Raw genomic sequence first — 14,602 nt, 5'->3', positions numbered from 1 at the left:
AGGCACGGATTACACGGATTTCACGGTCTTAAGTATTGTCATTGCTACAAAGTAACCGTGTTAATCCGTGTAATCCGTGCCTAAATTATTAAGAACACATACTTAATATATAGACATCCATAGAATAATCAACCCTCTATTTAGGGTGATACCAAGCGGCTTATTGGATTCCGAGTTTCTTCTTCAAACCCTTTGGCAGAGAATCTTTATGAACCATGACACAAATAGTTTTGGCACGTACATAACTTTCAGACATATTCAGATAACCTCCGGATTTGTTGCTTTCTGCTCCCCAGGAATTCTTGGTAATATAATATTTAGTACCATTCTGGTCTTTTACAATGCCGGTGATGTGCATCAGGTGGTCATCGGTCGTTACAAACTTCTCATAACCGTCCTGACGGATTTCCGGTGTAACATTGATTTCCGGATAAGGATGCTCGAACTTGAACACTTCATCCATACGCTGATATTTAGGCATAGCTTCAAAACGGGCACGATCGGTAGTTGAGTAATCTTTCACGTCCTCTACTTGCGGATTGATGGCGATTCCGTTCTTGAAAGAGAAACCCTGTTCGCTGACATCACCATCCCAACATACGGTATATCCCTTGTTCAATGCATAGTCAATAGCCCCGATCAGTTCGTCCAGCGGAAGATTATACATCGGTTGATTCTCCCAGTTGTCAGGCACTTCAGGTGAGAAGGTTTCATAATAAGGTTTATGAGTGAAACTGGTCAGCTCGATATAATCATCCATATTCAATCCCAAACTTTCAGTGAAAGATTGAGGCGTATATTCCTTGCCTTTATAAGTAAACTTTTCAGGAAGCTTGCCCAAATAAATGTCGAACAGATTGTTGATGAGCGCATCATATTCCGGAGTACGCTTTTTAGAAGCAATATTTGCATCCACCAATGCTTTGAGGTAACGTGACAATGCTCCGTGGTTATGATCTTTGCTGTCGTTTAGCAGTCCGGTGTATACTTCTTCCGGAACGATTCCCGCTTTCTTATAAGCATTCTTGAAAGTGTGTGCCAAACTTCCTTCCCCAATGCTTCCTTTACCACGACGCAGGTAATTGTCTTCGATCTGATTCATGTACTTCTGGCGGACGATAAACATTTCCGAGAGATCATATTCTCCTTTTCCCATACGGAGCAGTTCCGACTCCATAAAAGAAGCGGTGGCAAAGCACCAGCAGGTTCCTGTGGAGCCCTGATCTTTGACAGGTGTTGCTTTGTGAGATACAACGGTTGTGAATTCATAACCGGGTGTTTGTGCAAAAGAGGTTACGGCTAGTAAAAGCAGCGCAACCGACATAAATAGCTTTTTCATAATGTGTTTTATTATCTTTCTTCTGCAAATGTATAAAAAAAGCGAGGATACTCGAAAGTTCCTCGCTCTATTTATTATAATTAGTGTGTTTATTTACATGACAACCTGCTGTGACAGCAGTTTTTGAAGTTTACCGTTCAAGGTTTGACACATAGCACCATTTCCCATTGCTTGATAGCGTTTAATACGGTACTGTAACATCATAATTTTTTCATTTGCATTCTTTTTCATAATTTGTTTCCTCTTTTTTTGCCCTCCACGTTTTGAAGAGCGATTTTACATCTTGTTTTCTCTAATAACACTGCAAAGATACGAATTGTTTTTGAATTATATGCTGTAAAACATAAAAATCTTCTTTTTCATTTGAATTTTCTTTTTATAAGGGTTCGAACACGGTCCATGTTACAAACCTGTTACAAAATGCCCGCAATTCTCCGTTGATGACAATATTATTCTTATCTATCACATTTTTATGTACTTATCTAGGCTTTCAGAAAATATTCTTGTATTTTTGTCAGTCAGCAACCTTATTATTAGAATAAACCAAACACTCGTATGAAAACATTCACCCATCTTTTGTGCATCCTGATTTTGTCAATTGTGCTGTTTGCTTGTAACAACGCTCATTTTCTCAAAGAAGAAGCCTACCGGAATCAAGTGGCTCAAGACTTTGAACTGAAAAAACAGGCACTTCCTCATGGAGATTTATTTGCGATCTTTGCCGATTCTGTTTTATCAGTCTACGAGCGCGAAGCATTGATGTTTCTCTATGCTTATATGCCGATAGGGGATGTGACGGACTATTCAGGAGATTATTATCTGGAAAATGTCCGGCTGTCAAAGCAGACGCATAGCGAAATGCCTTGGGGAAAGGAGATTCCCGATGAAGTGTTCCGTCATTTTGTTTTGCCGATCCGGGTGAATAATGAGAATCTGGACGATTCCCGTCGTGTGTTTTATGGCGAGCTGAAAGACAGGGTGAAGGGGCTGCCGATGAAAGAGGCTATATTAGAGGTGAATCACTGGTGTCATGAGAAAGTAGTCTATCGTCCGAGTGATGCGCGTACCAGTTCGCCATTGGCATCCGTCAAGACGGCGTATGGGCGTTGTGGTGAAGAGTCTACATTTACGGTAGCTGCTCTCCGGGCGGTTGGTATTCCGGCGCGTCAGGTGTATACGCCTCGTTGGGCGCATACGGATGATAATCATGCCTGGGTGGAAGCATGGGCGGATGGACATTGGTATTTCTTCGGAGCCTGTGAGCCGGAGCCGGTTTTGAATCTGGGATGGTTCAATGCTCCTGCCAGTCGGGGAATGTTGATGCATACGAAAGTCTTCGGGCGTTATAACGGTCCGGAGGAAATGATGCTTGAAACGCCGAATTATACGGAAATCAATGTGATTGATAATTATGCGCCTACCGCTAAGGCTATCGTGACGGTGACGGATGCCGAAGGACAAGTGGTAGCAGACGCTAAAGTTGAATTTAAGATATACAATTATGCAGAGTTCTATACAGTAGCTACGAAGTATACAGATGCAGAAGGGAAAGCCAGCCTGACTGCCGGTAAAGGAGATATGCTGGTTTGGGCATCCCGTGACGGACGATTTGGCTATGCTAAATTATCTTTTGGAAAAGACAATGCATTGCATCTCTCTTTAGATAAGAAAGAAGGGGAAACTTATTCCTTGCCAATGGATCTTATTCCTCCGGTAGAAGGGGCGAATATCCCCGAAGTCACTCCCGAACAGCGTGCAGAGAATGATCGGCGAATGGCGCAAGAAGACTCCATCCGTAATGCGTATGTGGCAACAATGATGACGGAAAAACAAGCCGAAGAGTGGGTAGACAAGCTGTATGGAAATGCTTTACAATCGGAAAAGAAAGAAAAACTGGCAGACTTTCTGGTTGCTTCGCGCGGAAACTACCAAACATTGAAAGACTTCCTTTTGCCTGTCAGGAAAGAGAAAGATGCTGTCTCATGGGAAGAAATACGTGCCATGTGGATATTAGAGAGTCTTTCGGCAAAAGACCTCCGTGATGTAACTCTGGATGTATTGAATGATCATTTGCAAACGAATCTTTCGGATTGGGAAAAGATAGATACCGAACGTTTTAAAAGAATGTACCTCAATCCTCCTCGTGTAGCCAATGAAATGCTGACTCCTTATAAAAAGGTACTTCGCGAAGCGATTGAAAAAACTGTTTACCAGTCTGTTCCCGATAGCATGAAGCGTGATCCTAAGGTATTAATAGAATGGTGTAGAAAAGAAATTAAAATCAATAATGAATTGAATTCCCAACAGATTCCGATCTCTCCGATGGGTGTGTGGAAAGCACGGGTGGCTGATGAAAAGTCACGTGATATTTTCTTTGTAGCAGCTTGCCGGAGCATGGGATGGGCGTCTGCCCGGATTGATGAAGTGACCGGAAAGGTACAGGTCTTAAATAAAGAATTTGCTCCGGAAGATGTCGATTTCGAGACAGCAGAATCCGCATTGTCCCAAAAAGGAGTATTGAAAGCTACCTATACGCCTATCCGTTCATTAGATAATCCTAAATATTATTCGCATTTCACTCTTTCCAAGTTTAAAGATGGTACCTTCCAGTTGTTGAATTATGACGAAGGAGAGACAGATATGGGGGATGGGACTACATGGCATAATTTATTAAGATATGGGAGAGAGTTTGATGAAGGCTATTATATGATGGTGACCGGAACCCGTCTGGCAAGTGGCGCAGTGCTTTCCAACATTACGTTTTTTACGATAGAACCGGGTAAGACAACGACAGTTGATCTTGTGATGCGTGAAAGCAAAGATCAGGTACAGGTGATCGGCAATTTTAATTCAGAAGCGATCTATCGGCCGGTCGGTGACACCGGGCTGCAAAGTATTTTGCAAACCTGCGGTCGTGGCTATTTTGTGGTGGCTGTTCTCGGGGCAGGGCAGGAACCTACCAATCATGCGTTAAGAGACATAGCCGCTCTAGGCAATGATTTTGAACAGTGGGGGCGTAAGATGGTCTTTCTTTTCCCTTCGGAAGAACAATACAAGAAATTTAATGCTGACGAATTCAAGGGACTTCCGTCTACCATCACTTACGGTATTGATACTGATGACAGCATTCGGAAAGAAATTGTGGCAGCTATGAACTTGAATAATTCCATCCTGCCGGTCTTTATTATTGCCGACACATTTAATAGGATAGTCTTTGTTTCTCAAGGATATACAATCGGTTTAGGGGAACAATTGATGAAAGTTGTACATGGATTATAGGAAAGAGGCTGTATGAATAATCGTTAATTCTTGCTCTTAATATGCTTTTTTCGGAAAAGAATGATTACGTTTGCAACAAATTATGACTAAGTATATTTTTTGCATATTAGCATGCGCATTTCTGGTATTGGGATTTAGTAATGTTTCCGATAAAGATTTGCAGGGATTTCAGAAAGAAACTGAAATCCGGGTTAATGATATGCAATATAAAGTAGAGTCATGTTGTTGTGTCTCTTCTGCCGGCTTCGATAAGTCAAGTAAAAAAACGCATTCGCAGTTTGTTGATGAGACATCCAATTGTAAAGTCAGTGACTGCATTTTTGATAATATCTCTTTTCCGAGAAGCATTGTTCCTTTCAAGAACTTGAAGTTCAATACAAATACTGTGATTATACAGATATTGAGCTCTCTGAATGTTCAGCTTCCGGAGAATCGTTTGGGTCATACCGACCTTGATGTCAATTACACTAAATATTCGTGTAAGTATTACGTCTACACATTGGCGCATATTCTCATTTAGACAATATTCTTTTCTTTTGGTTGGGTGAGGTGTGTCTTATTCTGATACCTCTCTGCCACTCTTTCCTTTATTTTTATTATTATCTATTTTATTCATGTCAACATGGAAAACAAAGAATGTATTTCCTGTGACTTGGAACAAAAGACGGGTATTGATGTGTCTTATTGCTACCAGTGTGGCAAATGTACGGCCGGATGTGTGTTATCAGAGGAGATGGATTATGCTCCCAGCTATATTCTCCGGTTGTTGCAGACAAAAAATGCTCAAAATGACCGTCGCGTGTTAAGTTCCAATGCCATTTGGATTTGCTTGAATTGCGAAAACTGTATTGCCCGGTGTCCCAAAGAAATAAACATTCCTGAAGTGATGGACTATCTGCGTGAGAAATCCCGTCAAGAAGGATGCATTAGTAAAGAGTCACGCCCTGTTGTAGCTTTCCATTCCGCTTTTCTCGAATCAGTAAAAAGAACAGGAAGACTCTACGAGGTTGGATTGGTGGCAGGTTTTAAAGCCCGTACCTTACGTTTGACACAGGATTTGAATGTGGCTCCTGTTATGTTCGTCAAAGGGAAGCTCAACCTTCTTCCGGAACGGGTAAAAGATGAGAATATGATCAAAAAGATATTTGCACAAACCATTGAAAAGACTCAAAAGTAACTATGAGAATCGGTTTCTATCCGGGATGTTCGCTAAACGGAACTTCTCGTGAATATAATGAATCAGTCAAAGCACTGGCACAGGCGATGGGACTCGAACTGATCGAGTTGAAAGACTGGAACTGTTGCGGTGCAACGGCTGCTCACTCCATGAGCAAACAATTGTCTCTTGCCTTACCTACCCGTGTGTTGGCTTTGGCAGAACAACAGGGATTTCAAGAAATCGTTGTCCCCTGCGCTTCCTGTTACAATCGGTTGAGTGTGGCTCAATACGAATTAATGCACAATGAAGCATTGAAGGATGAAATACTGACTACAGTTGGAATGCGCTACCTCGGTCATGTGAAAATATTGAATGTCATCCAGATGATAGAGAAATATATGCTGGATGCATTAAAAGAGAAGATAGTACGTCCTTTTGCTCATCAAGTGGCTTGTTACTATGGCTGCTTGCTGGTGCGTCCCCATAAAATATTAAACTTCGACCGTTTGGAAGATCCGCAAAGCATGGACAAAATCATGTCTCTGATTGGTGCCACTCCTATTGACTGGGCTTTCAAAACGGAGTGTTGCGGTGCGGGCTTGTCCGTTTCTCGCACAGACCTTGTAGGACGTCTCTCGGGAAATATTCTGAAAGATGCTGACGACCGGGGAGCGGAAGCCGTGATTGTGGCTTGTCCGATGTGTCATTCTAATTTGGATATGCGTCGCCCTGCTATCAACCACTATCTGGCAAAACCTGTTACCATACCGGTTCTTTATATCACACAGGCTATCGGACTGGCTGTCGGACTGACTCCCAAGGAATTGGGACTGGGACGTCATTTTGTAGCTGTAAATTTGAAGGAGGCGGAAGTATGTCTAAAATAGGAGTTTTTATCTGCCATTGCGGTGAAAATATCAGTGCAACTGTCGACTGCGAAAAAGTGGCCGAGGCGGCAAAAGAAATGGAAGGCGTTGCCTATGCCATCGATTATAAATATATGTGTTCCGATCCGGGACAGACATTGATTAAGAACGCCATTAAAGAATATGGATTGGATGGCGTTGTCGTTGCTGCCTGTTCTCCGCGAATGCATGAACCTACCTTTCGGAGGGCATGTGCGGAAGCCGGATTGAATCCTTATCTGTGCGAGATAGCTAATATTCGTGAGCATTGCTCTTGGGTACATGAGAAAGGGGAGGCAACTACCCGTAAGGCTGTCGATATTGTCAAAAGTCTGGTTGAAAAAGTAAAGCGGAATCATCCTTTGGTCCCCATTCAGGTTCCTATCACCAAAAAAGCACTGGTGATTGGAGGAGGAATTGCCGGAATTCAGGCAAGTCTGGACATCGCCAATTGCGGACATCAGGTCATTCTGGTAGAGAAAGAACCGTCCATCGGCGGACATATGTCACAGCTTTCGGAAACTTTTCCTACATTAGACTGTTCGCAGTGTATTCTTACTCCCCGAATGGTGGAAGTAGCGCAGCATCCGAATATCACTCTTTATACGTATGCCGAACTGGAGCATGTGGAAGGCTTTATCGGTAATTTTAAAGCCAGTATACGCCTGAAAGCGAAGAGCATTGATGAGAAATTATGTACCGGTTGCGGACTTTGTACGACTAAATGTCCCAACAAGAAGATACCGAGCGAATTTAATGCCGGTTTGGGAATGCGTACAGCTATTTATGTTCCTTTTCCGCAAGCAGTGCCCAATAAACCGGTGATTGATAAAGAACATTGTACCCATTATCGCAATGGTAAATGCGGAGTTTGTGAAAAGCTATGTCCTACGGGGGCTATCCATTTCGGACAAGAGGACCGTATTATCACCGAAGAAGTCGGAGCAATTGTAGTGACTACGGGATTCAATGTATTGAATACCGACTTTTTCCCTGAATATGGATATGGAAAATACAAAGATGTCATTACCGGATTGCAGTTTGAGCGTCTGGCATCGGCTTCCGGTCCTACATTCGGAGAGATTCGCCGTCCGTCTGACGGACAGATTCCTCAAAAGATTGTATTTGTAGCCTGTGCCGGTTCCCGTGATCCGGCCAAAGGAATTCCTTATTGCTCTAAGATATGCTGTATGTACACTGCCAAACATGCGATGCTTTATCAGCACAAGGTACATGGTGGCGAATCGTACGTGTTCTACATGGATATTCGTGCCGGAGGAAAGAATTATGAAGAATTTGTGCGCCGTGCCATTGAAGAGGATGGAGTGAATTACGTCCGTGGTCGCGTCGCCCGCATATATGAGAAGAACGGTAAATTGATTGTTAAAGGAGTAGACACCCTGTTGGGAGCATCACCTGTCGAGATAGAAGCTGACATGGTAGTGCTTGCAACAGCGGGAGTCGCCAACAAGGGAGCGGAAGAACTGGCGCAGAAGATGCATATTTCCTATGACCCTTATCAGTTCTTTGCCGAATCTCACCCCAAACTGAAACCGGTGGAAACGAATACAGCCGGAATCTATCTGGCAGGAGCCTGTCAGGCACCGAAAGATATTCCCGAAACAGTGGGAATGGCTTCGGGAGCCGCTGTGAAAGTAGCAGGATTGTTTTCACAGGCAAATCTGGTTCGTGAGCCGTTGATAGCCGTTGTCAATCGTACTGCCCCTCCGTTATTCAGTACTTGCGTAGGATGTTTCATGTGTCAGACAGCTTGTCCTTATCAGGCTATCGAACGTGAAGAAATAAAAGACAGGAATGGGAATGTAATAAAGACAGTTGCTAAAGTAAATCCCGGACTTTGTCAGGGTTGTGGTACTTGTGTTGCTTTCTGCCGTTCCAAATCTATTGATATACAAGGATATTCCAATGAACAGGTCTATGCCGAAGTGATGGCATTGCTGAACCATTAAAAAGAGAGTAAGCTATGAACGAAAATAAGATCGAGAATAATCAGGAATTTGAACCGCGCATTGTAGCTTTTGTCTGTAATTGGTGCACGTATGCCGGGGCAGACCTGACAGGTACGAGCAGGTTGAAGTATGCGGCTAATGTAGAAATTGTCCGCTTCCCCTGTACAGGAAGAATTGACTTTATGTTACTGTTGAAAGCCTTTGCCGGAGGTGCTGATGGAATTATCGTTTCAGGTTGTCATCCGAATGACTGTCATTATACATCCGGAAACTTCCACGCACGTCGTCGTTGGATTGTATTCCGCGGACTGCTCGACTTCTTGGGTATTGATGTACGTCGTATCCGTTATTCATGGGTGTCGGCGGCGGAGGGAGCCAAGTGGGCTGATCTGGTGAATGAAACAGTTGCCGGAATCCGTGAACTGGGACCTTATCTGGAGTATCAGAAAGCTTCGGACTATTTGGAAAAGGAGGCTATCTATGAGTAAACTGACAGAAAAAGCAGTTGCTTTGTTACAAGAAGGAGAAGTGAATCTTGTGATAGGCTATGAAGAAGGAAATCACGGAACACGTCCTCTCTTTTGCCGGCAGGCAGAAAATGCCGACAGACTGATACTGGACGACCGTTGCACGAATAATATCGCAGTCTATCTGACAAAACGGGAATTAACAGGAACAGGCAAAGTGGCTATAACAGCTACGGTTCCGGCATTACGGACGATTGTTCAATTGGCATTCGAAAACCAGTTGAAAGAAGATAATCTTCTGGTACTGACCGTTGACGGACATGGAGAACTTATCCAGTTTAAAGGATTCGATGAAATAAAAACATATCTGGCAGATTTTCCCTTGACTATTAGTGAGGAGAATCTTCAACTGATTGATCGTCTGAAAAAGATGAGTCGTGAAGAGCGGTGGAAATACTGGATGGGGGAAATGTCGAAATGCATCAAATGTTATGCTTGCCGGGCTGCCTGTCCGTTGTGTTATTGCAGCTGGTGTATTGTGGAGGTCAATTGTCCGCAGTGGGTACAACCCTGGTCTGCTCCGCTGACAAATATGGAGTGGCAGATTAACCGCGTGATGCACATGGCAGGACGCTGTATCGGTTGTGGCGCTTGTAAGCAAGCTTGTCCGGTGGGGATTCCTCTTCATTTGATGACACAAAGTATGATGGAAGACATTCAGGACGAGTTCGGGGTTGCTCCCGGTGCTATCAATCCTGCGGGAAATGTACTTTCTACCTTCAAGGCAGAAGATAAAGAGAACTTTATACATTAAAAGAAAGTAATGGAAAATCTACATATCAGTAAAAGCAGTCTGCAAGAATGGTTTCACCAGATGGTGAAAAAGGAAATGCATATTTTTGCTCCTGTGCGTTCAGGAGATAAAGTAGACTTCAAAAGAGTGACTTCTTACGATGAGGTAGCGACGGACTATGTGCAGACTACTCAGTCGGCTAAACGCTTTGCGTTCCCGAAAACAGAAGTACTGTTCTCTTATCAGAAAGACGGGAAAGAAGCTACTTTGCAGGAAGCGGATATTAATGCAATTCCCGAAATGATTCTCTGGAAAATCCGTCCTTGTGATGCGGCAGGGTTTGCACCCCTTTCCGGTATTTTTAATTGGGATTATAAAGATAAACTATATAATGCCCGGCGGGAGAAAATGACATTAATCAGCTTCAGTTGTGCACAATGCGATGAATCATGTTTCTGTACTTCCGTTCACGGGGGGCCCGGTAATACTGCCGGCAGTGATATTCAGATTACGGAGTTGCCGGATCAGAGTGCATTGGTGGAAGTCTTGACAGCAAAAGGCAAAGCATTGGTTAAATTCTTTGTGAAAGAATATACACCTGCCGAAGAAATAGATAAGGAACAATATCTGGCATCCGTTCCCATTCGTTTCAATGTTGATAATGTACGGGAGAAGTTGGCGGGAGCATTCGACAGTCCTGTTTGGAAACAACAGTCCGAACGCTGTTTGGGATGTGGCGCATGCGCTTATGTTTGTCCAACCTGTGCCTGTTTTGATATTCAGGAAGATGCCAAAGGTTCGTCCGGCCATCGTGTCCGTTGTTGGGATTCTTGCGGCTTTTCGCTGTTTACCCTCCATACGTCCGGACATAATCCGCGTCCGACACAAAGCGCCCGTTGGCGTCAGCGCATTTTGCATAAGTTCTCCTATATGCCTGAACGGATACAGGAAACCGGTTGTACCGGATGCGGACGTTGTTCGCGTGCCTGCCCGGTAGATATGAATATACTTGAACACTTAATATCAATATCAAGCCATGAATGAGCAGTCGAATATATATCTTCCGCACCTGATGGTGATTGAGAAGATAACCCATGAAGCTCCGGGAGTGAAGACTTTCCGGTTAAGATTTAAAGACGAGAAGGAAGGAGAAGCCTTTCATTTCAAAGCCGGACAGTTTGGTGAATACTCTGCGTTTGGTGAAGGAGAGTCAACTTTCTGTATTGCTTCATCGCCTACTCGTAAAGGATATATCGAGTGTACATTCCGCCAGGCAGGACGGGTGACTACCGGACTTGCCAAACTGGAAGAAGGAGCTACCGTCGGTTTTCGCGGACCTTTCGGAAACACATTTCCGTTGGACGAGTGGAAAGGAAAGAATCTGTTGTTCGTTGCAGGTGGTATAGCACTTCCGCCGATGCGTTGCGTCATCTGGAATGCATTGGACAGGCGGGAAGATTTTAAAGATATAACGATTGTTTACGGAGCCAAGTCTGTTAACGACCTGGTATATAAAGAAGAGCTGAAAGAATGGGAAAAACGTCCGGATGTCAATCTGATAACTACGGTTGATCCCGGGGGGGAGACTCCCGACTGGACAGGAAAAGTCGGTTTTGTACCTTCGGTGCTTGAGGCTGCTGCACCTGCCAGTGCAGATACTGTGGCAATAGTTTGCGGACCTCCGGTGATGATAAAGTTCACTTTTCCTGTATTGGAGAAGTTAGGCTTTGCCGATGAGAATATTTATACCACCCTGGAGAACCGGATGAAATGTGGTGTTGGAAAATGTGGACGGTGTAATGTCGGGAAGTTGTATGTCTGTAAAGACGGTCCCGTATTTACCAAAGCCCAGTTGAATGATATACCTCCTGAATACTAATGATAAGGTGTTTAAGGATTAAAATATTGTGTTTTCCGTTGTGAAACGGGAGTTACGTCGTATAAAAACTAGGATATATACCGAAGTGATTTCAGGCAAATAATATCTGCCGATTGTTTTTATATGGTGATGAGGAATGCCCAGTGGGATTAACTTTCATGTGTGTCTAAATTTTATAATGGTTTCACCATTGGGCGCCTCTTCTTTATTTTGAATATGATTGTACAACCTAATTTTTATATTACTATGATTCATTTATTACTATCTACTCTTGCGATGATGGGGCTTACTTTCCTCATCGGTTTTTTTGTCGCTGCGGTCATCAAGTTGATTGCCTATGCGGCTGATTCATTTGATTTTTATAGTTCCCACCGTTTGGAGCTACTCCGGCTACGACGCTGGCGGCAGCATCGGCAGAAGGTGGAAAGATTAGTCCGGCAAATACCTATTGTAGATGAAGATGCTTTAGGAGATTCTCGTGAAGACTATAGTAGGGGGATTGACAGGAACTTTACTGGTTATCCCGGCTATTATCATGGAGTGAGTCCGGGAGCTTCGGAAAATAATCTGGTTAATTATTATTATTCGCAGGATACCCGTGAATTTTTTCTTCGGGAAGAAGAGCAGGTACATGCCAATAAGAAGAACTCAAAGAAACTGACTAACAACAAACAATGAAAGAAAACTAATTTATGGAAAATATAGATTTTGCTACCTTATTTCAAGGTATTGGTACAATGATGGCAAGCGGATGGGTGCTTGCTTCTGCAAGAGTTTTTCTGGTACTTCTCGGTCTGTTACTGATCTATTTGGGCTGGAAAGGTATCCTCGAACCTATGGTGATGATTCCGATGGGACTCGGAATGGTGGCTATCAACTGCGGAACACTGATGATGCCCGACGGCACACTGGGTAACCTCTTTCTCGATCCGATGCTTTCAGATACGGATCAATTAATGAATACCATGCAGATAGATTTCCTGCAACCTGTTTACACCCTGACGTTTAGTAATGGGCTCATAGCCTGCTTTGTCTTTATGGGTATCGGGGCGCTTCTGGATGTCGGATTCTTGCTTCAGAAACCATTTGCTAGTATATTCCTTGCTCTGTGTGCAGAACTGGGTACTTTCCTGACGGTTCCTATTGCTTCCGCTTTCGGCCTGACTCTCAAAGAAAGTGCATCAGTGGCGATGGTAGGTGGAGCAGACGGACCGATGGTCTTGTTTACTTCACTGGCATTGGCAAAGCATTTGTTTGTGCCTATTACGGTGGTTGCCTATCTTTATTTAGGATTGACATATGGAGGCTATCCTTACCTTGTGAAGCTGTTGGTTCCCAAACGTTTCCGTGCTATTAAGATGGTGACAAAGAAAGCTCCGAAGAATTACGATGCTAAAGTAAAACTGGCTTTCTCTGCTGTTCTTTGTGCTATTCTCTGTTTCTTATTCCCGGTAGCTTCTCCTTTGTTTTTCTCTTTGTTCCTGGGGGTTGCTGTTCGTGAGTCGGGTATGAAACACATCTATGATTTTGTGAGCGGTCCGTTGCTTTATGGATCGACTTTTATGTTGGGCGTGTTGCTGGGTGTACTTTGTGATGCACATCTGCTGCTCGATCCGAAGATATTGAAACTATTAGTATTAGGCATTGTAGCATTATTACTTTCCGGTATCGGAGGAATAATCGGAGGATATATCATGTATATTATTAAACGGGGTAATTACAATCCGGTCATCGGTATTGCAGCAGTTAGCTGTGTGCCGACTACCGCAAAGGTTGCACAAAAGATTGTAAGCAAAGATAATCCGGACTCATTCGTCTTGGGAGATGCCTTGGGAGCTAATATCTCGGGAGTAATTACTTCGGCTATTATTACAGGTATTTATATTACGGTGATTCCTTATTTATAAATAAAGGTATAGCAGTTTTTCTTGATACCGCTGGTGGTAATGCAAAACAGAAATGGTGAACAAAAGGCTTAAAGCTGTATGTTCACCATTTCTTAGTATATAGTAGAGAGGCGATCACTTACATTCCTTTATATAAAGCCTCCACTGTTTCTTTGACTCTTCGCACGGAAGTCACATTTCGTTCGTACTCGTTGATATGTACTGTTCCTCCCATTGAGACAACTTCATTTCTGAATTTCATTTCACTTTGAATACTTTCGCGTGCCGAGAAATGAAACTCATTGATTCCGGTTCCTGCCGCAATCCGTGCAATATTATTTTCATTTACTCCACAGCCGGCAAGTAACGTAATTCTTCCCGCAGCCAGTCCTTGCAATTCTTTTAAAAGACCGATACCTTGTTCAGCCGTAGGTTGCTGACCGGAAGTCAGAATACGGTTGCATCCCAGCTCGATGATCTCCTCCAATGCTTTTTGAGGATTACGACATACGTCGAATGCCCGGTGGAAGGTGACTGACAGCCCTTTAGAGGCTTCCATTAGAATCTGCATTGATGTTAAGTCTACTTCGCCGTCTGCTGTCAGGCAACCGAATACAACTCCGTCCGCTCCCAATTTTCGTGCGATTTCGATGTCTTTCAGCATTGTTCTGATTTCCATTTCCGAATAAAGAAAATCTCCTCCACGTGGCCGGATAATAACATGCAGGCGGGTATGAGCCAATACTTCTCTTGCAATGGCTATTTCACCATAGGAAGGGGTTGTCCCGCCTTCCGGTATTCCGGCACATAATTCCACGCGGTTGGCACCACCTTCCTGTGCAGCCAGACAGCTTTCCACTGAATTGGTACAAATCTCAATTTGATACTTTTCCATAGTCGTGTACTAAAAAAGGGCGAATTTCTT

General features: G+C 43.6%; 14 protein-coding genes. 11 read left to right on the top strand and 3 right to left on the bottom strand.

What is annotated here, in order from left to right; all coding sequences use genetic code 11:
- Positions 1–160: 160 nt before the first annotated feature.
- Positions 161–1,339, bottom strand: a complete 1,179-nt coding sequence (locus tag I2I13_RS21545; RefSeq protein ID WP_148364415.1) for an aminopeptidase C — start codon at positions 1,337–1,339, stop codon at positions 161–163.
- A gap of 93 nt (positions 1,340–1,432) precedes the next feature.
- Complete coding sequence (locus tag I2I13_RS21540; RefSeq protein WP_167511728.1) at positions 1,433–1,570, bottom strand: hypothetical protein; 138 nt, start codon at positions 1,568–1,570, stop codon at positions 1,433–1,435.
- 324 nt (positions 1,571–1,894) lie between these two features.
- Between I2I13_RS21540 and I2I13_RS21535 the strand changes: the two genes are divergently transcribed.
- The 11 genes from I2I13_RS21535 (at position 1,895) to I2I13_RS21485 (ending at position 13,698) form a co-directional block, all read left to right on the top strand.
- Entirely contained in the window at positions 1,895–4,618 is a 2,724-nt protein-coding gene (locus I2I13_RS21535; RefSeq protein WP_195650472.1) for a transglutaminase domain-containing protein, read from the top strand.
- A gap of 82 nt (positions 4,619–4,700) precedes the next feature.
- Positions 4,701–5,138, top strand: a complete 438-nt coding sequence (locus I2I13_RS21530) for a hypothetical protein (protein WP_148364417.1) — start codon at positions 4,701–4,703, stop codon at positions 5,136–5,138.
- A 102-nt stretch (positions 5,139–5,240) separates the two neighbouring features.
- The gene (locus tag I2I13_RS21525) at positions 5,241–5,795 is read left to right on the top strand and encodes a 4Fe-4S dicluster domain-containing protein (protein WP_195650471.1); all 555 of its coding nucleotides are present in this window, start codon (positions 5,241–5,243) and stop codon (positions 5,793–5,795) included.
- 2 nt (positions 5,796–5,797) lie between these two features.
- Positions 5,798–6,664: a CoB--CoM heterodisulfide reductase iron-sulfur subunit B family protein gene (locus I2I13_RS21520; protein ID WP_148364419.1), complete on the top strand. Its 867-nt coding sequence runs from the start codon at positions 5,798–5,800 to the stop codon at positions 6,662–6,664.
- Positions 6,652–8,652 (top strand): CoB--CoM heterodisulfide reductase iron-sulfur subunit A family protein, encoded by a 2,001-nt coding sequence (locus I2I13_RS21515; RefSeq protein ID WP_195650470.1) that lies wholly within the window; start codon positions 6,652–6,654, stop codon positions 8,650–8,652. Before I2I13_RS21520 ends, I2I13_RS21515 begins: the two co-directional genes overlap by 13 nt.
- Positions 8,653–8,666: 14 nt before the next feature.
- On the top strand, positions 8,667–9,140 hold the full coding sequence (locus I2I13_RS21510; protein WP_074557844.1) for a hydrogenase iron-sulfur subunit: 474 nt from the start codon (positions 8,667–8,669) through the stop codon (positions 9,138–9,140).
- Positions 9,133–9,933 (top strand): 4Fe-4S binding protein, encoded by an 801-nt coding sequence (locus tag I2I13_RS21505; protein ID WP_195650469.1) that lies wholly within the window; start codon positions 9,133–9,135, stop codon positions 9,931–9,933. The genes I2I13_RS21510 and I2I13_RS21505 overlap by 8 nt, the downstream gene beginning before the upstream one ends.
- A 9-nt stretch (positions 9,934–9,942) precedes the next feature.
- Positions 9,943–10,956, top strand: coding sequence for a 4Fe-4S dicluster domain-containing protein (locus tag I2I13_RS21500; protein ID WP_195650468.1), 1,014 nt, complete (start codon positions 9,943–9,945; stop codon positions 10,954–10,956).
- The gene (locus tag I2I13_RS21495) at positions 10,949–11,791 is read left to right on the top strand and encodes an FAD/NAD(P)-binding protein (protein WP_148364421.1); all 843 of its coding nucleotides are present in this window, start codon (positions 10,949–10,951) and stop codon (positions 11,789–11,791) included. Before I2I13_RS21500 ends, I2I13_RS21495 begins: the two co-directional genes overlap by 8 nt.
- Positions 11,792–12,037: 246 nt before the next feature.
- On the top strand, positions 12,038–12,469 hold the full coding sequence (locus I2I13_RS21490) for a hypothetical protein (protein WP_074557926.1): 432 nt from the start codon (positions 12,038–12,040) through the stop codon (positions 12,467–12,469).
- 14 nt (positions 12,470–12,483) lie between these two features.
- The gene (locus I2I13_RS21485) at positions 12,484–13,698 is read left to right on the top strand and encodes a sodium ion-translocating decarboxylase subunit beta (protein WP_148364422.1); all 1,215 of its coding nucleotides are present in this window, start codon (positions 12,484–12,486) and stop codon (positions 13,696–13,698) included.
- Positions 13,699–13,816: 118 nt separating this feature from the next.
- On the opposite strand, the gene I2I13_RS21480 is transcribed toward I2I13_RS21485, so the two are convergent.
- Positions 13,817–14,572, bottom strand: a complete 756-nt coding sequence (locus tag I2I13_RS21480) for a copper homeostasis protein CutC (RefSeq protein ID WP_074557852.1) — start codon at positions 14,570–14,572, stop codon at positions 13,817–13,819.
- Between the last annotated feature and the right edge of the window lie 30 nt (positions 14,573–14,602).

Origin of the sequence: Bacteroides sp. D55t1_190419_B8 (assembly GCF_015558905.1) — a bacterium.
GTDB lineage: Bacteria > Bacteroidota > Bacteroidia > Bacteroidales > Bacteroidaceae > Bacteroides > Bacteroides vicugnae.
Note: the sequence above shows the minus strand (reverse complement) of the source record. Positions and strands in the feature narration are given on the sequence as shown.

Coding starts and splice junctions, on each gene's coding strand:
- I2I13_RS21545 (WP_148364415.1), bottom strand. CDS start 1,339: ATGAAAAAGCTATTTATGTCGGTTGCGCTGCTTTTACTAGCCGTAACC.
- I2I13_RS21540 (WP_167511728.1), bottom strand. CDS start 1,570: ATGAAAAAGAATGCAAATGAAAAAATTATGATGTTACAGTACCGTATT.
- I2I13_RS21535 (WP_195650472.1), top strand. CDS start 1,895: ATGAAAACATTCACCCATCTTTTGTGCATCCTGATTTTGTCAATTGTG.
- I2I13_RS21530 (WP_148364417.1), top strand. CDS start 4,701: ATGACTAAGTATATTTTTTGCATATTAGCATGCGCATTTCTGGTATTG.
- I2I13_RS21525 (WP_195650471.1), top strand. CDS start 5,241: ATGGAAAACAAAGAATGTATTTCCTGTGACTTGGAACAAAAGACGGGT.
- I2I13_RS21520 (WP_148364419.1), top strand. CDS start 5,798: ATGAGAATCGGTTTCTATCCGGGATGTTCGCTAAACGGAACTTCTCGT.
- I2I13_RS21515 (WP_195650470.1), top strand. CDS start 6,652: ATGTCTAAAATAGGAGTTTTTATCTGCCATTGCGGTGAAAATATCAGT.
- I2I13_RS21510 (WP_074557844.1), top strand. CDS start 8,667: ATGAACGAAAATAAGATCGAGAATAATCAGGAATTTGAACCGCGCATT.
- I2I13_RS21505 (WP_195650469.1), top strand. CDS start 9,133: ATGAGTAAACTGACAGAAAAAGCAGTTGCTTTGTTACAAGAAGGAGAA.
- I2I13_RS21500 (WP_195650468.1), top strand. CDS start 9,943: ATGGAAAATCTACATATCAGTAAAAGCAGTCTGCAAGAATGGTTTCAC.
- I2I13_RS21495 (WP_148364421.1), top strand. CDS start 10,949: ATGAATGAGCAGTCGAATATATATCTTCCGCACCTGATGGTGATTGAG.
- I2I13_RS21490 (WP_074557926.1), top strand. CDS start 12,038: ATGATTCATTTATTACTATCTACTCTTGCGATGATGGGGCTTACTTTC.
- I2I13_RS21485 (WP_148364422.1), top strand. CDS start 12,484: ATGGAAAATATAGATTTTGCTACCTTATTTCAAGGTATTGGTACAATG.
- I2I13_RS21480 (WP_074557852.1), bottom strand. CDS start 14,572: ATGGAAAAGTATCAAATTGAGATTTGTACCAATTCAGTGGAAAGCTGT.